The sequence below is a fragment of the Leucobacter luti genome (genome assembly GCF_019464495.1).
Classification (GTDB): domain Bacteria; phylum Actinomycetota; class Actinomycetes; order Actinomycetales; family Microbacteriaceae; genus Leucobacter; species Leucobacter luti_A.
The window spans coordinates 455,661-472,352 of the sequence record NZ_CP080492.1 but is presented as its reverse complement, the minus strand read 5'-3'; the positions used below and the strand labels follow the sequence as shown (position 1 = coordinate 472,352).

The window sequence follows — 16,692 nt, the reverse complement described above, 5'->3', positions numbered from 1 at the left end:
CTGACACTCATCAGGAGCCCGCTATGTCACCGCAGAACTTACAGCCCACCCGCACCTCGCCCAATGTTTGGAGTTCACGACTCGAGTTGAACAGCCTCGGCGCTGAAACCCCCGGCATGGAGCAGGCGCAAGACGACTCATCGCGTCCGCGCAGCTCGAAAATCGAGCGCGAGATCATCTGGGCGGTCGTCGTGCTCTACGCAGGCATCATCGCCTGTTTCGCCGGCCTCCACATCTTCGGCCTCACCCTTGGGTAGCCGGCACCACACCGTACGGGCGGGCCTCACTTCGCACTCGTCCCACCACTTCACGAAAGACGGTCGAAATGACTGAGAACACCACCGCGACAGCGCAGCCGAACCCCGTGACGGGGGCCGAACTGCCGCGCACCGGCTGGCTGCGCGTGCGCGCCTCCGATCGGGCCATGCTGGCGAGCATCCAGGGCACATACGGGGTGCATCTGGATCGGGACAACAGGCACCCCACTTACGAGCAGGGGTGTGTTGTGCTGCCGCTCGATCTCCCTCTGCCAGATTTCCCGCACCACGTCGTTCCTGACGGAGGCACCGTATTCATGGGAGCTCGGATACTGCTTGCCCTCACCGACGATCTGCTCATCACGGTCGAACCGGATCACCCGATCGAGGCCCTCGCCGCCGCCCAGTCTCGTATCGGCAGGCTCCCAGAGACGGCGACGAGCCGCGAGGCGCTACTGATCATCTTGGAAGGCCTGAACGACGCGCTGCAAGATACCGTCGATCGGATCTCCCACGTACTCAATCGCCTCGCGGACGACGCAGTGGACAGTAGCGGCGGCTACAGACTCGAGGGGAGGCAGGTCGGTGTCGCAGATATCGCGCAGACAGCGGTGTCACTCGGCGGTGCAGAAGAGCTCATCGCCCGCACCGTGCAGGGGCAGCTGATGCTGGAGCGTGCCGCCCGCAGGGTGCGCCGGGCGAGCGGCCATGCACAGCAGGAGTATTCCACGCTGCTCTCCGATATCCAGGGAGGACGGCGCCACGCACGGTTCCAGCACGCGAAAGTGCGCAATATTCAACAGTCGCTCATGACCACGCTGGATCTGAAGCAGAATCAGATCATCAAGGTGTTCACCGTTGTCACAGCGGTGTTCACGCCGCCAACTCTGATCGCCGCATACTACGGCCAGAACTTCGCGAACATGCCGGAGCTCGCGTTGGAGTGGGGTGAGTGGTTCGTGATGGGCACTACTGCGGTGTTCGCGCTCGTGCCGCTTGCCTACATCAAGCGCAAAGGGTGGCTGCGATGAGTGTCCGGAGTGTGTCGCAGCGCAGCTGGACGCGGGTGTGTGCCGCAGCTGAGGGTACAGACGAAGTGACCGCGCCGGATGCGTTCCCGCTCCGCTTCGTGACGCCCGATCCCGAGGGTGCGCGGGTGTGGGACGTCTCCGTTGTGATCCGGCCCGGAGAAATCATGACGATTGAGCCGGGCGTCGGTGTTCCGTTGCTGCAGGACGTCGAGGCGCGACTGCAGTGGGACGACGCTGCGAATCGGGGCGCCGCCGGAGCGGGCACCGCCATCGTGCGTGCCGGCTTCCGTGCGAATGCGGAAAGTCTCGGACTCATCGAAGCTGATCTTCGCTTCGTGCGAGGATCCGTCGCCGGGCTCGCCGCGGAGCTGGGACCTGCACGCGGGATTGGACTGAGTGATCTCCCTCACGTGAGTGAGATCCTCACCGACGTCGACGCCATGCTCTCGCACGTGTCGTACTCGGTTGGGCGGCTCACGCAGCTTGCCAGACTGATGCGGCGCGAGGCTGCCGAAACAGGTGCGGTCCCACGCGAGGAGCTCGACGCGCTGATCCAGCAGGGCGACGCGCTCTCGAATCGAGTTGAGTTCTGTATCGACCGGCACCGATTCCACGCGCGCGACACCGCACAGCAGATCGCCACCAGTGACCTCAACATTGTGAAGATATTTACCGTGCTGTGGGCGATCCTGATTCCTGGGACGACGCTGATCAACTGGTACGGGCAAAACTTCGAGTTCATGCCCGAGCTGAGCTGGGAGTACTCCGCTTGGGTGCAGATCATCGGGGTCTTTTGCCTTGCGGTGATCCCGATCTACACGGTGAAGCGCGCCGGGCAATTGCGCTGAGTGTTTGCCCCCTGAGCACTGAGCGCTACCGAGCGCTACCGAGCGTTCCGTTGCACCGCGCCTGCGGCCGGATCGCGGGACCGAGTCCTAGCTGGGATCGGACCCGCGATCCGGCTGATCTCCCTCCAGCCAGTCCGCGAGGCCCGACGCCACCTCGGCGAGCACGAACTCGCCGGCGTTGGCATCGTAATCGAAGAGCTCGCCGTAGCGGCCCCAGTCGATCGCGAGCTCAAGCTGGCGTTGCGCGTCATCCGCGGTGAAACCGCGTCGCAGCAGATCACGGAAGAAGTCGTCGCGCAGCGCGCCGTCGTTGCTGTGTTCGAGTGCGCGGACAATCGTACTCACGAGCGGAGCGCCGGCCACCGCTAGCTTCGCGAACTGCCGCTTGCTCGCTTGCATATCAGCGGACTGCCACGCCCAACCGGTTTCGGTGAGGAACGCCTGGGCGCCAGCCACTTCCAATAGCCCGAGCATCTGTGCTGCGTCGACCAGCGGCAGCAGATCATCAACGTCAAACGCCAGCTGATCAGCAAGATCCGGCAGGTCTGTCTGGCCGCCGTGCGCGACCACGATCTGTACGAGGCCGGCCAGCCCGCCGACCGTAGCTTCTGGCAGCGGGTGGGTGAGCGGACCGGGAACCAGGTGTGCACGGGCCCCCTCCTCACGCCCCGTGAGCAGCCCGTACAAGTGATCGACCGCGGCGTCGAACGTGGGGCTGCGCCGGTCCCGCGGGCGCGGGAGCACGATTGGCACCTCGGCGGTGATCCTGGCGGGGCTCCCGCCCAGCACGAGCACGCGGTCGGCGAGCTGCACCGCCTCGTCAATGTTGTGGGTCACGATGCAGATGGAGCGTGTGGGGAAGTCAGCTGCGCCCCACATCGAGATCAACTCACCGCGCAAATTCTCCGCGGTGAGCACGTCGAGTGCGGAGAATGGCTCGTCCATAAGCAGGACGTCAGGGTGCTGCACGAAGGCGCGCGCGAAGCCGACACGCTGCCGCATGCCGCCCGAGAGTTCGCGCGGATACGCAGATTCGAAGCCGTCCAGTCCGATCGCATCGATCGCATCCAGAGCCAGTGCGCGTCGCTGGGCCCGGGGGAGTCCGGTGCCTCTGATCCCGAGCTCGACGTTGTCGAGAACTGTGAGCCACGGCATCAGCGCGAACGATTGGAACACCATCGCTGCCCCGGGATTGGCCCCGTTCAGGCGCTCACCGCGGTAGCGCACTGATCCGGAACTGGGCTCTATGAGCCCGGCGAGCAGCCGCAGCAGAGTTGATTTTCCGGATCCGGATTTGCCGAGCAGGGCCACGATCTCGCCGGGCCGCAGGGCGAGGCTGACCTCGGTGAGCACGTCATAGGCTCCGCCGTCGGCGGCCGGGAACGATAGCGACACGTGATCTGCGAGGATCAGCGCGTCCTCATCGGGCGCCGTGGGGACCTGCCCGGAACTGGATGCCGGGGGAAGCTTCTCGAATGACATGAGGGGACTCCAGGGACCTAGGTGAATGAGAAACGCTGCTCAGCGAGCGCGTAGAGTCGGCGCCACAGCAACCGGTTGAGTGCGACGACATACACGCTCATCACGAGTACGCCGACCAGCACCTGTCCGAAGTCGCCGTGGCGAGTCGCCTCGGCGATGTACGCGCCGAGGCCGGTGGCGGTGAGGGTTTCGCCGCCGTAGCTCACAACCTCCGCGACAATCGAGGCGTTCCACGCGCCACCGGCCGCGGTGAGTGCGCCGGTCACCCAGGAACCGAAGACGGCCGGAAGGATCAGTTTGCGCCAGGTCTCGGCGCGTGTCAGCCGCATGCTCTGGGCTGCCTCGCGCAGGTCGATCGGGATCGCGGCAGCTCCTGCGATCACGTTAAACAGGATGTACCATTGCGCGCCGAGCGACATCAGCAGGATCCCGCCCCAGTTGAGACTGATCCCAGTGGAGAGCAGCACGATTGCGGCGAACGGGAACAGGAAGTTGGCGGGAAAGCTCGCGAGTACCTGCACGATCGGCTGGGCCACGCGAGTCACGCGCGGGTTGAGGCCGATCCAGACCCCGATCGGCACCCACACAACCGTGCCAAGTACGAGCAGTACGAGGACGCGCGCAAAGGTGACGAGGCCCAGCCCCGCGGCGGTGGCGAACTGGCCGAGGCCGGCTTCGCGCGAGATGTAGCTCAGCATGGCGATCACACCCCAAGCGAGCACAGCAGTGACGAGCGTGGTGATCGTGATGTCCGCGGCGCGGTGACGGCGGCGGTGCGCCCGCGGGTGCCTGCGAGAGCCGCGGCGCCTTGTTGCGCGATCCAGCACCTCCCACACCGGATGCAGCAGCCGCGCCAAAAGTCCGGGAACGGCGGAGCGCCGCAGGAGATCGAACACCACACTGCGCTGTGGCTCGGCGGTGTCAGTGTCGCCCGCGCGGAAGCGCTCGGCCCACGCGGTGAGCGGCCGCCAGAACACGAAGTTCACCCCGACGACCAGGACGATCAAGACGATCGCGGCGAGCAGCAGCCGGCTCGGTTCGGCGCGCGCAGCCGCCGCGGCCGCGTAGGATCCGAGCCCCGGCAGAGCGTATGTGCGGTGATGGACCGTGATCACCTCTGATGCGATGAGGAAGAACCAGCCGCCGCCGAAGCTCATCATGCCGTTCCACACGAGCGGGAACGCGCCGTGCGGCGCATCGAGCTGCCAGAAGCGTTGCCACTGACTGAGCCTCAGCATGCGCGAGGCCTCGTCGAGATCCCGTGGTTGCGTGATGAGTGATTGGTAAAACGCGAACGTCATGTTCCACACCTGGCTCGTGAAGATCGCAAAGATCGCCGCGATCTCCCGCCCGAGCGAGGTGCCGGGAAACAGCGTGAGCCAGAGCCCGATGGTGACCGAGAGGAACCCGAGCACGGGAACGGACTGCAGCACGTCGAGGGCTGGGATGATGACGCGCCCGGCTCGGGGGAGTCTGGCTGCTGCTGTGGCGACCACGAATGCGAAGAGTGTGGCGGCGGCAAGTGCGAGAAACATCCGGAGGAGTGAGCGGCCAGCATAGTAGGGCAGCTGACTCGGGTCAGTGGAGACCTGGGCAGGTGCGAGCTCCGGACCGACGGGAGTCGCGGCGCCTCGGGTGAGCACGATGAGTAGCCAGAACAGCACGGCGACGCCGGCGAGCACAGCGATATCGGCGACACGCTGATCGCGGGCGCGCAGGGCTGGCCCATATCCGCTGAAGGGGCCGATCGGCGAAACGGTCACGGGTGTCACCCCCTCGGCTGCGTCCATTGGCTTGTGCATGCGGTGAGGTGCGCGCGCGGTTTGCGAGCGCATCACCTCAGCAAGCCTAACCAAAATACAGAATGACTTGCGCAAGTTTCAGAATGCGAGATCATTGAAGGATGGACGATCACCCAGCCCCGACGATTACTGACGCCCAGCTCGAAGCGGCGGCTGGCACCTTCGACATGCTTTCCACGCCGAACCGGCTGCACATTGTCTGGCTGCTCGCTGAGCAGGAGTGTGACGTCACGACGCTCGCCGAGCGCTCGGGTGCGAGTGTGCCGGCCACCAGCCAGCATCTCGCGAAGCTCCGGGCCGCCGGTATGGTCGCCTCGCGCCGCGATGGCAGGCGGCAGCTGTACCGGATCGAAGATCCCCATATCCTCGCCGTGGTCGAGCAAATGTTCAGTCACATCGCGCCGGACGGCACACTCGCCGGTGAACTCGATCCGCGCCGTCCGCCCCGCGCGCCGCGGTTTGCGGCCGCCATTCGCCAGTAGGCGCGGCTGACAGCTGACAGCTGTCACTCGCTTGCCGATGCCGGCTGCGATCGAGCTGACAGCGAAGGTGGGGTGTCCCGGTGGGCGATCGAGCCGCCAGGCGCTTCGAGCGGGCGTGCGGGTTGCGCGAGGGCCTATCTCGAGCGGTTCGTGAGAGCTGCCCGAGTACACTCGTGCGATCTGGAACTAGGGTGGGAACATGGCTGCACCCCTTGATCGCGATGCTCGCAAGGCTCACCTTGCCGAGGCGGTGTGGCGCGTGGTCCTCACCCGCGGGATCTCCGCAGTATCCGTGCGCACTGTGGCCGAGGAGGCCGGAGTGGCGGTTGGCTCGCTCAGGCACCTTTTCCCCACGCGGTCAGAGCTCGTGCAGTTTTCGGCTGAGCTGATGCTGCGGCGCGCGACCGAGCGGATCCAGGCCACGCCCTTGCGCGATGACCTCGACGAGTATGTGCTCGACGTGATCGCCCAGCTGCTGCCGCTCTCACCCGATTCACGGGCTGAGCTGGAGATCAACCTCGCGCTGATGGCCGAGGCTGTCGCGGTGCCCGAGCTGGTCGCGATCCGGAACGAAACGCAGGCGCAGCTTGCCGGGCTCGCCCTCCGCATGGTTGAACTCGTCTCTGGGCGGAGCCGCGAGACCGCTGACCTGATGTTGGCCGGGCGCCGACTGCACGCGCTGATCGATGGACTCGCGATCCAGCTGCTCCATCAGCCCGAGGGCGCCGACTCGCAGTGGGCGCTCGAAATCCTGCGCGCGGAAGTCGCTGGGGTGCACAACAGTGGGCGCTCGGTCTCGTCAGAGTGATAGTGCTGGAGTGCCGAGTCGCACGGCCCGGGCTGAGTCAGGTGCGGCGCCGAGCGCCCCGGTGAGATCCGCTTGTGACGTTCGGACGCGGGGTGGGCTGGTGGTCTGAGGAGGCCATCTGCCTACCCCTCATGCCTCGCCCGAAACGCCTCGCGCACGAGCTCTTCGGCGCGAGTGACATCGAGCCCGAGTCCCGCGATCCGCGCGACATACTCTTGTGCCGCCGCACGAGCGACTTCGTCGCCTTGTGCTCCGAGCGTGATGAACGTGCCAGCTCGGCCGCGGCCCTCAATGATGCCGTCGGCGTCGAGTGCGCGGTACGCACTCGCGATGGTGTTTGCGGCGAGCCCGCTCGCGGTTGCGAGTGCGCGCACCGTCGGAAGTCGCTCACCCGGCACGAGTGCACCGGATCGGATTCCTGCGAGCACGAAGGCTCGCAATTGTTGGAAGGGCGGCTCGGCGCTCCGCGCGTCTGCGCGGAAGCTCAGGAGATCTGCAGCGGGCTGGGCGTCGTCGGTCACGTCGCTAGCCTAGCCGCGGAGCTGGTCTTGCAGCACGCCCTCAAGAATCGCGGCAGCCTCTGGAAAGCGCTCGGGCTCTGGTCCTGCGAAATTCAGGCGCAGGTACGGGCCGGAGGGTTCGGTGGGGAACCAGGCATCGCCAGCGGCAAGGGCCACGCCGCTCGATGCACACGCGCGGGCGGTTGCTCGGGCGTCGACGCCATCGGGGAGTCGAAGCCACACATTGAGGCCGCCTTGCGGGAGCGCGGCGACGTGCGCAGACGGAGTGTGCTTGGCCAGGCTCGCAAGCAACAGATCGCGGCGCCCGCGGAGTTGCTCAGGCAAGGAGCGGAGGTGGGATCGCCAGCCCGAACTCGTTACGACGTCGAGCGCTGTGGCCTGCAGCAGGGGGCTCACATACATGGAGTCGGCGGCGCGGTCTGCGAGGATTCGATCACGCGCTGGCCCTCTCGCAACCACCGCACCAATGCGAATTGCGGGGGACAGGCTCTTCGTGAGCGACCGCACGTAGACCACTCGCCCCTCGGCATCGTCTCGGGCCAGCGGTGCGGGAGCGTGATCGATTGCGAAATCGCGCGCCCAGTCATCCTCAATCAGGAACGCTCCGTGTTCCCGCAGTGTCGCGAGGATCGCCCGCCCGCGCTCGGGGCTCCAGCTGCCACCGAGCGGGTTTGCGAACGTGGGTTGCGCATAGAACGCCCGGGCTCCTGAGTCGCGCAGTGCGCGGTCGAGCTCGGCGGGATCCGGGCCGGCCGGTGTCGTCGCGATTGGCACGAGCGTGATTCCGAGCTGTGCTGCCGCCAGCAGAGCGCCCCAGTAGCTCGGTGACTCGATCACCAGCGCGCCACCCTGGCCCACCAGTGCGCGGAATACTGATCCGAGCGCGTTCTGGGTGCCCGGCACAATAATCGCGTCGCGCGCTGCGTGTGGCGCAGCCGATCCCGCACTGACCTCAGCTGCAAACCAGGCCTGGAGCTCCGGGACCCCTGCGGCCGGCGCTCGCGTGAGTGCGTGGTGGGTGCGGGCGGCGCGCACGGAGGCAGCCTGCACGATCGGTCCGGGAAGCAATGCTGGGCACGGATACCCGGAGTGGAGCTCGATACTTCCTGGCACGACGTCACGCTGGCTTTCTGGAAGTGCCTGTGGTGCGGGAATCGCGGGTCCGAGTGCGCCGGTCTGCCAGCTGTAGTCGGCGGGGTGCGTGACAGGTGGCCGCCGCACGAACGTGCCAACGCCAGGCTTGGTATCGATGAGTCCGAGCCCGGTGAGTGTGTGCATCGCGCGCTGCACGGTGACGGGGCTGGCACCGTACTCGGCGGCGAGTGCGCGGCTCGATGGAAGCCGCGTTCCGGGGGCCGACTGCGCAATCCACGCGCGGAGTCCCGCGACAATCCGATCAGTGCTACTCTCGTTCATGAAAAGCAATAGTAGCGCTATCGTAGATTCGCCCCAAGTGCTATCTCAGAGGGCGCCGCGCCGCGCCGGTCTCTGGTGGGGTCTGCTCGGCGTGGTGGCGTTCTCGTTCACGCTTCCGTTCACGCGGATCGCGGTCGAGGGACTGCCGCCCCTGTTCGTCGGCGCAGGTCGCGCGGTCGTTGCAGCGATGCTCGCGGCGACGGCTCTCGCGTTCACGCGCCAGACGTTGCCGCGCGGTCGCCAGTGGTGGAGGCTCGCGGTGGTCGGCCTGGGAGTTGTTGCGGGGTTCCCGCTCCTCACATCCGTGGCACTTGCCGCGGTGCCAGCGAGTCACGGTGCGGTTGTCATTGGGGTGCTGCCCGCGGCCACCGCTGTGGTGACGGTGCTCCGAACCGGAGAGCGTCCGAGCCGCGGATTCTGGATCTGCTCCGGGCTCGGCGCGCTCGCGGCGATCGGCTTCGCAGGGGTGCAGGGCGGTGTGGGCGTGCTCGGCGGTGCGGCTTTCGTGTTCGCAGCTCCCAGCTGGGCCGATCTCCTGCTCTTCGGTGCCGTGCTGCTCGCCGCGATCGGTTACGCGGAGGGCGGGCTGCTGGCGCGTGAGCTCGGCGCGTGGCAGACCGTATCCTGGGCGCTGGTGGTGTCGTTCCCCGTCATGCTCGCGGTGACACTTGCAGCGATCCCCGACGGATTTCCCAGCGCGACACCCGCGCAATGGCTCGCCTTCGCGTATCTTGCAGCGGTCAGCATGTTCCTCGGGTTTTTCGCCTGGTACCGTGGGCTCGCAATCGGCCCCATGGCGCGCGTCAGTCAGGTGCAGCTGGTGCAACCGGTGCTCACATTGATCTGGGCGGCTGCTCTCCTGGGTGAAGAGATCAGTGTGCCCACTGTGCTTGGCGGCACCGCGGTGATCCTGTGCGCCGGGCTCGCCGTGCGCGCCCGGATTACGCGCTGAGCTGAGTTCGTGCAGCCCGACCGCGCGCGCGATCTCGCAGCTTGCCCACGAGTCCATGCCGGGGGCTGCACACATACACGAGACCGAACACTGCACCCTGTACCAGTACCACGAGGCCTCCAGATGCGGCGTCGAGCCAGTAGCTCAACAGAATCCCGAGTGAGGCACACCCCACGGAGAGTGTCGGCGCAATGATCAACATCCGTCCGAAGCGATCGGTGAGGAGGTAGGCGGTTGCACCGGGGATGATGAGCATTGCCACCACAAGGATCACTCCGACGACCTGCAGCGCAACCACGGCGGTGAGCGCGAGTAGGCCGAGCAGGAGTGCGCCGAGGAGGCGAGGGTTCAATCCGATCGCGTGGGCATGTGTTGGATCGAATGCGAACAGGGTGAGATCGCGCCGCTTTGCAATCAGCACGACGAACGCAATGCCGGCCAAGACCGCAATTTGTGTGAGATCTGCGGGGGACACCCCCAGAATATTGCCGAACACGATGTGGTTGAGGTCGGTGTCGCTCGGCGTCACAGAGATCAGCACGAGCCCCAGCGCGAACAGTGTGGTGAACACGATCCCGATCGCCGCGTCCTCTTTCACTCTGCTGGTGTTCCGGATCGCTCCGATCAGCGCAACGGCGAGAAACCCGAACACGAGCGCTCCCAGCGCAAACGGGGCGCCGAGCACATATGCGATCACGACACCGGGCAGCACCGCGTGTGACACTGCATCGCCCATCAGCGACCACCCGATCAGTACGAGCCAGCAGGACAGGAGTGCGCAGACTATCGCAGCGATCGCGGTGGTCAGCAGAGCCCGGATCATGAACTCGTACTGTAACGGTTCGAGAATGAAGTCGAGCGGGTTCATGCGTTGCTCCTGGGGATGGGACTCGGTGCGGACGTGGCGGCGGGCTTGGCGGAGGCGGGATCCGGATCGGGGTTGGCGGGATCCGGATCGGGGTTGGCGCCGCGATCTCCGGGGGCAGCCAGCCCGGAGTCTGCTCCGAGCCCGAATGCGAGTGCCAGTCGCTCCGGTGTGAGCGCCTCGTGTACCTGGCCGTGAAACAGCACGCGGCGCTGCAGCAGTGCCGCTTCGTCGGCAAGAGCGGGGAGCGCGTGCAGATCGTGCGTGGAGACGAGGATTGTGCGACCGGCCTCGGCGAGCTCTCGCAGCAGCCGCACGATCGTCCCCTCTGAGCGCTTGTCAACGCCGGCAAAGGGTTCATCGAGCAGGAGGATGTCCGCCTCCTGAGCGATGCCTCGTGCCACGAACGCGCGCTTTTTCTGGCCGCCGGAGAGTTGTCCGATCTGTCGTTCGGCGAACTCGCTCAGTTCCACTCGCTCGAGCGCCGCGGCGACAGCCGCGTGATCCCGCTGCGCGGGCGTCGCGTGGGGCCGAGGTGGCCGTAGCGCCCCATCATCACGACGTCGCGCACCGAAACGGGAAATGCCCAGTCGACCGCCTCGCTCTGCGGCACATAGCCGACGATTCCGCGCCTCCTGGCCATCGCGGGGGTGAGGCCGGCGAGGCGGACCTCACCGCGGTCGGGTCGCACGGCCCCCATGAGCGCTTTGAACAGCGTCGACTTCCCAGATCCATTCATCCCGATGAGGCCGGTGATGCGCCCGGCGGAGACGGTCAGCGTCGCTCCGTCGAGCGCCAGGACCTCGCCGTAGCGCACGGTGACGTCGGTAACCGTGATGCCGGGGTGTTCCGCTTGTGTCGGGGTGGGAGGTGCCGCGGCACTGGTGGCCCCTGTGTCGCTCACTGCGCTGCCTTCGTCAGCGCAGTGGCAATGGTCTCGGCGTCGTAGCGAATGAGCTCGAGATACGTGGGCACTGGCCCGTCGGGTTCCGACAGGGAATCCACATACAGTGTCCCGCCGAAGCGGGCGTCCGTCGCCTCGACGACTCGCTGCATGGGAGCGTCCGAAATTGTCGACTCGCAGAACACTGCTGGCACGTCGTGCTCACGCACGAACTCGATCGTCCTGGCGATCTGCTGTGGAGTGGCCTGTTGCTCGGCGTTGACGGGCCAGATGTACTGTTCAGTCAGCCCAGCGTCGCGCGCGAGATAGCTGAACGCCCCCTCGCAGGTCACCAGTGCGCGCTGTGATTTCGGGAGCTCGGCGAGCTCGGCGACCAGTTCGTCCTGCACTGCTTGCAGCTCAGAGCTGTAGTGCGCGGCGTTGTCCGCGAAGTCGTCCGCGTGCTCGGGGTCAAGTTCCGCGAACGCTTCAGCGATTGTAGCGGCGTACTGCTGCACCACACGGGGGCTCATCCACGCGTGCGGATTCGGCTTGCCGTCGTACGCATCGCCGGTGATGGGGAGGGGCTCGACCCCGGCGGTGACAACGACGTGCGGCACGTCGAGCTCCGCCACGAACTTCGCAAACCAGGCCTCGAGGCCAAGCCCATTGTCGAGGATGAGATCGGCTTCCGAGGCCCGCACGATATCGCCCGGCGTTGGCTCGTAGCCGTGGATCTCGGCACCGACTTTCGTGATCGACTCCACACGAATGTGCTCGCCCGCGACATTCTGCGCGATGTCCGCGAGCACGGTGAATGTGGTGAGGGCGACGGGGCGGGGATCGGGCTTAGCCTGAGACTGCCCGTGCGTCGGCCCCTGTGCTGAGTGCGATGTCTCAGCGGCGGCTGCGCAGCCACTCAGGGCGAGGCCCGCGCTCAGTACCAGCGCCGCCGTGCGGATCCGGGGGTGCGAGAACATTCAGCTCCTTCGGTTCAGTGAATAAATAAGTTCGGCTAGACGAACATAGCGTAGCGCACCATCGAATTTATCGGTGTATCGCGCGTGACACTCGGGCAAGCTGCGGTTCGAGATGGCCAACGCGTGGGAAGATGGCCCCTACTGGCGGCGGCCAAGCGGAAGGCGATCATGGGGACTGAAGTGACGAGTGCCGCCGCGCGTGTCACGCTCGCCGGGATTGGCCTGGTGGCACTCGGCGGCGCGCTCGGTTCGCTCGCGCGGTACGGGGTATCGGCGCTCATCGGGGAGACCGGAGGCTGGCCGCTCGGAACGCTCAGCGTGAATCTTCTGGGGCGCTGCTGCTCGGTCTGCTGGTCGAGGTGCTGCCAGGCGGAGGGGCTGGATCGCGCGCGCGGCTCTTGCTGGGGACAGGCATCCTCGGGGATTCACCACGTACAGTCTGCTCGCCACGCAGCTGGCCGAGCAGATTCTTGCTGGCGAGGCCTGGCTCGCCGGGAGCTACGCGGCCGCGACGCTGTTGGGCGGCTTCGTGGCGAGCTGGGCCGGAGTGCTGCTCGGCGGAGGCTGGCGGCGGGCGCAGGAAGCGCGTGGCGCTCGTCATGTTGACGCCAGCGCTGGGGATGGCGTGGGATCCCGATCCGACACGGACGGTGGGAGGTGAGCGGGGTCCTCGTCGCGCTCGGTATCGGCGCCGCTGGCGGCCTTGGTGCCGCGGCCAGGTATCTCCTCGATCAGGGGGTTCCCGAGCGATGGCGAAAGCGGTTCCCGTGGGGGATTCTCGTGGTCAATCTCAGTGGATCGTTCGCCCTCGGAGTCGTCACGGGTGCTGCGCTCGCAGAGCCGCTCACCGCGATCCTCGCGACCGGTTTCCTGGGTGGCTACACGACGTTTAGCACCGCGAGCCTCGATACGGTGCGACTATTCCGTGAGCGCCGCTTCGGCGCGGCCCTGCTGAATGGGCTCGGCATGCTCTGTGCCACGATTGGGCTTGCCGTGCTCGGGATTATGCTCGGGCAAAGCTAGCTGCGCGCCCAGCAGCTATCGCACGCGCTCCACGGCAAATCGAGCGCGTGGCGCCACGTACGACTCTTGCGCGGCAACAAGCTGCAGCTCGCGCTCCCCTGAGGCGAGCGTGCGCTCCAGCAGTTCGAACACGCTCGCCGCCGTGCTGGCGAGGGCGTCAGCGGCGGAGCCGGTGCTTCGCAGGTGTGCCGTGAAGAGTGCAGCCGTCACATCGCCAGAGCCGTTCGCCTTGAGCGGTAGGTGCGGCGTCTGCACGATCCACGCGCCCTCCGGCGTCACCGCCAGCATCTCGATCGTACCCTCGGGGGCTTCTGGCCGCTCGACGCTCGTGACCAGCACCGTGCTCGGCCCAAGTGCCCGGGCAGCGTCCACCGACGCCAGCGTCGATTCGAGCGTGTCCGGCGTGGTGCCGGTGATGAAACCGAGCTCAAATTGATTCGGCGTGATCAGATCGGCCGCCGGCACCACTCGGTCCCGGATCAGGTTCTGCACCTCCGGCGCAACGTGGCAACCGGACTTGGCGTTTCCGAGCACCGGATCACACGCATAGATGGCGTCGGGGCTGTGCTGCTTCACCCGCGCCACGGCGTCGAGAATCGCATCGCCGATGCTGTCGCTGCCCTGATAGCCGGAAAGCACCGCATCTACGCCCGCCAGGCCGCCGCGCTCCTCGATCCCCATCACCACCTCGCGCACATCGTCGCCGCTCAGCAGTGGCCCGCGCCACGCCCCGTACCCGGTGTGGTTCGAGAAGCAGACCGTGTACACCGGCATCACGTCGACGCCGAGCCGCTGGAGCGGAAACACGGCAGCCGAGTTGCCCACGTGCCCGTACGCGACGGCGGACTGGATCGAGAGAATACGCATGCGACAATTCTGTCCTTGGTCTACGAGCTAGACCAGTTCACCTGAAGTCTAATGAACCACTAGGGCGTGCGCGCTGCTTCAGCGAAGCGGGCGACGAGGGCCGCGATTCTGCGTTCCCGTGTCGCCTCACTCGGGGCAGTGAGGATTGGGTGCAGCGCGCTGTAGCGATCAGTGCTGTTCAGTGCGGCGAATATGGCCTCCGCTTCGGGTGCAGCCGCGAGTGCGGTGGTGAGCGCCGCAGGCGCAACGGCGGTGGCGGATCCGGCATACGCCCGGTCCCACCGCCCGTCCGCCTGCGCCCGCTCAATCTCTCGGATCCCACCGGCGCGCAGTCTGCCTTCCGCCTCCAGCCTGGCCGTGATGTCCACGTTGCGGACGGACCACAGCGACCGCGCCCGCCGGGGAGTGAAGCGCTGCATAAACGTATGCTCGTCGCGGCTCTTGCGCTGGCCATCGATCCACCCGCTGCAGAGCGCTTCTTCGAGCGCCTCCTGATAATTCAGTGTGGTGGGTGACACCGTGCCCTTTTTCGCGAGCACGATCCACAGCCCGTCCGAGCTCGTGTCATTGGCGAGCAGCCAGCTTTGCCACGCCTCTACGTCGGCGAAACAGTGCGGCGATGGGGGAGTAGCGGCGGTCATGGGTCGATTCTCTCAGGTGAGTGGGACGGTGCGGGAGGGGCGGCACCCGCGAACCCGGACAAAAGCTGCGGCGCGCCACGATTCCGTACGGCGCCCACCGTCGTGGTGGGGCCAGAGCGAGCTGAGCATCAGGAGTCACAGCTGCGCCGAGCACTCCCGGACCGCCTCTGCCGGAGTCGCCGAGCTCACCGAGTATCGCGCAGGCCTCAGTGCCGAAGCCGAGATCATCACCGAGCGCTCGGCGTCCGAGTGGAGGCCAGGCTTCGGGATGCTCATCGATCGCTTCGGCGTGACCGGGATGCTCATCGATCGCTTCGGCGTGACCTGGATGCTCGACGTCACCGCGTAGTTGGTGCCCGATCGTGGGCGGGACGCGTTAGATCGCCCGCCCTGGCGTCAGGATCCCACGCGGATCGAGCGCGGCCTTGATCGCGCGCTGCACGTCGAGCGCAGCCTCATCCAGCTGCCACGGTAGCTCGTGCCGCTTCACTGATCCGATCCCGTGTTCCCCTGAGATCGTGCCGCCGAGCGAGATCGCCAGCTTCGTGATGTCGTCGATCACCGCGTCGGCCTCGGCGATGCCCTCGGGAGTATCGGGGGACTCGACAGTGCTGTGCAGGTTGCCGTCGCCCGCGTGCGCCACGGTCGAAACGCGCTTGTCATGCCTGGCCGAAATCTCCGAGATGCCGTGGAACACGTCGGCGAGGGCAGCGACAGGGACGCCCACGTCGCAGCTGATCTTCAGGCCGCGCGCATTGAGGGCGGGGTTTGAGAGTCTGCGCGCCTCGAGCAGGGAGTCCGACTCCGAAATCTCGGTGTCGGTCGCCCCGGTTGCGCGGCACGTCGCCGTGATCGCCTCTGCCTTCGCTGCGGCGTCGAGCCCGACGGTCTGGCCAACGAGCATCGCGCCAGCAGGGACCGTGAGCCCGCTCGGGTGGAACGACTCGATAATCTCGACGCTCAGCGCATCCATCAGCTCGAGCACTTCGGGCTGTGCCGCGCCGTTCACGATCGCGGTAACGGCACGACCGGCATCTTCCAGCGTGTCGAAGCTGGCCCGGAACGTTCGCGGAGTGCCGGGCGGCACCGGCTTGAGCCGCACAGTGGCCTCAGTGACCACTCCGAGCGTGCCCTCTGATCCGACGAAGAGGCTCGTGAGGTCGTAGCCGACGACGTTCTTCCGTGTGCGGCTGCCGGTGCGCATCACACGACCGTCGGCCAGCACCACGACGAGCGCTGCAATCGAGTCGTTCGTCACCCCGTGGGCTACGCAGCGCAGGCCACCAGCATTGGTTGCAATGTTGCCGCCAACGGTGCAGGTGCGGGCGCTTGCGGGATCTGGTGGGAAGAATAGTCCGACGGTGCGCGCGTGCGCGTCGAGCTCGGCGGTGATCACCCCGGCCTGCACCGTAGCGGTGCGGTTCTCCCGATCAATCTCGATGATGTCGGTCATGTCGGCGAGTGAGACGATGAGCCCACCGTTGTAAGCATTCGCACCTCCCGTGAGGCCGGTGCCAGCACCTCGAACGCTGACCGGCACTCCGTGCGTATGCGCCCAGCTCAGAGCCGCGGCAATATCCTCAGTGCGTTCCGCGCGTACGAGCGCGAGCGGCGTGCCCTCCGGACTGACACGCGAGGTGTCGTGAGCGTAGGCCGCCATGACTTCTCGATCTGTGATGAGGCGGTCACCTAATTGGCGCTTGAGGGGATGCAGATCAGCCATGGTGGTCTCCTGTGTCGTCACGGTCGCAGAGGCGTGCTCCCACGAGTCTATGGATCGCACCGGCGTGTCGCGCAACCGATCGAGCGTGCTCACGAGGCGCGGCCGTGGCAG

Annotated in this window: 17 protein-coding genes and 2 pseudogenes; 8 read left to right on the top strand and 11 right to left on the bottom strand. The window is 66.6% G+C overall.

Going from position 1 to position 16,692, the window contains the following annotated elements; genetic code table 11:
• Window positions 1-23 precede the first annotated feature (23 nt).
• The 3 genes from K1X41_RS02230 (at window position 24) to K1X41_RS02220 (ending at window position 2,136) form a co-directional block, all read left to right on the top strand.
• The gene (locus K1X41_RS02230; protein WP_133616750.1) at window positions 24-257 is read left to right on the top strand and encodes a hypothetical protein; all 234 of its coding nucleotides are present in this window, start codon (window positions 24-26) and stop codon (window positions 255-257) included.
• A gap of 68 nt (window positions 258-325) precedes the next feature.
• On the top strand, window positions 326-1,288 hold the full coding sequence (locus tag K1X41_RS02225) for a CorA family divalent cation transporter (RefSeq protein ID WP_220175221.1): 963 nt from the start codon (window positions 326-328) through the stop codon (window positions 1,286-1,288).
• Window positions 1,285-2,136, top strand: a complete 852-nt coding sequence (locus tag K1X41_RS02220; RefSeq protein WP_220175220.1) for a CorA family divalent cation transporter — start codon at window positions 1,285-1,287, stop codon at window positions 2,134-2,136. Before K1X41_RS02225 ends, K1X41_RS02220 begins: the two co-directional genes overlap by 4 nt.
• 87 nt (window positions 2,137-2,223) lie before the next feature.
• Here the strand turns inward: K1X41_RS02220 and K1X41_RS16215 are convergent, their stop codons facing one another.
• The 3 genes and pseudogenes from K1X41_RS16215 to K1X41_RS02210 form a co-directional block, all read right to left on the bottom strand.
• Window positions 2,224-3,015, bottom strand: a complete 792-nt coding sequence (locus K1X41_RS16215) for an AAA-associated domain-containing protein (protein WP_463674516.1) — start codon at window positions 3,013-3,015, stop codon at window positions 2,224-2,226.
• Window positions 3,016-3,126: 111 nt separating this feature from the next.
• A pseudogene (locus K1X41_RS16210) lies at window positions 3,127-3,462 on the bottom strand (ATP-binding cassette domain-containing protein); the annotation flags it as partial.
• Window positions 3,463-3,635: 173 nt separating this feature from the next.
• Window positions 3,636-5,453 (bottom strand): ABC transporter permease, encoded by a 1,818-nt coding sequence (locus K1X41_RS02210; protein ID WP_258566711.1) that lies wholly within the window; start codon window positions 5,451-5,453, stop codon window positions 3,636-3,638.
• A gap of 68 nt (window positions 5,454-5,521) precedes the next feature.
• Here K1X41_RS02210 and K1X41_RS02205 point away from each other — a divergent pair, with 68 nt between their 5' ends.
• Window positions 5,522-5,902 carry an ArsR/SmtB family transcription factor gene (locus K1X41_RS02205; RefSeq protein ID WP_132203601.1) on the top strand — a complete coding sequence of 127 codons (381 nt, stop codon included), beginning with the start codon at window positions 5,522-5,524 and terminating at the stop codon, window positions 5,900-5,902.
• A 199-nt stretch (window positions 5,903-6,101) separates the two neighbouring features.
• Window positions 6,102-6,710: a TetR/AcrR family transcriptional regulator gene (locus K1X41_RS02200; protein WP_220175218.1), complete on the top strand. Its 609-nt coding sequence runs from the start codon at window positions 6,102-6,104 to the stop codon at window positions 6,708-6,710.
• Between the two features lie 122 nt (window positions 6,711-6,832).
• Here K1X41_RS02200 and K1X41_RS02195 read toward each other — a convergent pair whose 3' ends face one another.
• The gene (locus K1X41_RS02195) at window positions 6,833-7,231 is read right to left on the bottom strand and encodes a GntR family transcriptional regulator (RefSeq protein ID WP_243642835.1); all 399 of its coding nucleotides are present in this window, start codon (window positions 7,229-7,231) and stop codon (window positions 6,833-6,835) included.
• Between the two features lie 9 nt (window positions 7,232-7,240).
• Window positions 7,241-8,647: an aminotransferase-like domain-containing protein gene (locus K1X41_RS02190; protein ID WP_132203597.1), complete on the bottom strand. Its 1,407-nt coding sequence runs from the start codon at window positions 8,645-8,647 to the stop codon at window positions 7,241-7,243.
• Here K1X41_RS02190 and K1X41_RS02185 point away from each other — a divergent pair.
• Window positions 8,646-9,599 (top strand): DMT family transporter, encoded by a 954-nt coding sequence (locus K1X41_RS02185; protein WP_220175217.1) that lies wholly within the window; start codon window positions 8,646-8,648, stop codon window positions 9,597-9,599. The genes K1X41_RS02190 and K1X41_RS02185 overlap by 2 nt on opposite strands.
• Here the strand turns inward: K1X41_RS02185 and K1X41_RS02180 are convergent.
• The 3 genes and pseudogenes from K1X41_RS02180 to K1X41_RS02170 all read right to left on the bottom strand — a co-directional run bounded on the left by K1X41_RS02180 (window position 9,589) and on the right by K1X41_RS02170 (window position 12,327).
• Window positions 9,589-10,467: a metal ABC transporter permease gene (locus tag K1X41_RS02180; RefSeq protein WP_132203593.1), complete on the bottom strand. Its 879-nt coding sequence runs from the start codon at window positions 10,465-10,467 to the stop codon at window positions 9,589-9,591. The two genes, K1X41_RS02185 and K1X41_RS02180, sit on opposite strands and share 11 nt — an antisense overlap.
• Window positions 10,464-11,302: pseudogene (locus K1X41_RS02175) on the bottom strand (metal ABC transporter ATP-binding protein). The gene K1X41_RS02180 and the pseudogene K1X41_RS02175 overlap by 4 nt, the downstream one beginning before the upstream one ends.
• Before the next feature lie 62 nt (window positions 11,303-11,364).
• Entirely contained in the window at window positions 11,365-12,327 is a 963-nt protein-coding gene (locus K1X41_RS02170) for a metal ABC transporter substrate-binding protein (RefSeq protein WP_220175216.1), read from the bottom strand.
• 657 nt (window positions 12,328-12,984) lie between these two features.
• Between K1X41_RS02170 and crcB the strand changes: the two genes are divergently transcribed.
• The gene (gene crcB, locus K1X41_RS02165) at window positions 12,985-13,350 is read left to right on the top strand and encodes a fluoride efflux transporter CrcB (protein ID WP_220175215.1); all 366 of its coding nucleotides are present in this window, start codon (window positions 12,985-12,987) and stop codon (window positions 13,348-13,350) included.
• A gap of 15 nt (window positions 13,351-13,365) precedes the next feature.
• Here the strand turns inward: crcB and pdxY are convergent, their stop codons facing one another.
• Entirely contained in the window at window positions 13,366-14,217 is an 852-nt protein-coding gene (gene pdxY / locus K1X41_RS02160) for a pyridoxal kinase PdxY (RefSeq protein ID WP_133616730.1), read from the bottom strand.
• A gap of 59 nt (window positions 14,218-14,276) precedes the next feature.
• Window positions 14,277-14,858, bottom strand: coding sequence for a YdeI/OmpD-associated family protein (locus tag K1X41_RS02155; protein ID WP_220175214.1), 582 nt, complete (start codon window positions 14,856-14,858; stop codon window positions 14,277-14,279).
• On the opposite strand from K1X41_RS02155, the gene K1X41_RS02150 reads away from it, so the two are divergent.
• Window positions 14,857-15,207: a VOC family protein gene (locus K1X41_RS02150; protein WP_220175213.1), complete on the top strand. Its 351-nt coding sequence runs from the start codon at window positions 14,857-14,859 to the stop codon at window positions 15,205-15,207. The two genes, K1X41_RS02155 and K1X41_RS02150, sit on opposite strands and share 2 nt — an antisense overlap.
• A 27-nt stretch (window positions 15,208-15,234) precedes the next feature.
• Here K1X41_RS02150 and K1X41_RS02145 read toward each other — a convergent pair whose 3' ends face one another.
• Complete coding sequence (locus K1X41_RS02145; protein WP_220175212.1) at window positions 15,235-16,581, bottom strand: FAD-binding oxidoreductase; 1,347 nt, start codon at window positions 16,579-16,581, stop codon at window positions 15,235-15,237.
• Window positions 16,582-16,692 lie beyond the last annotated feature (111 nt).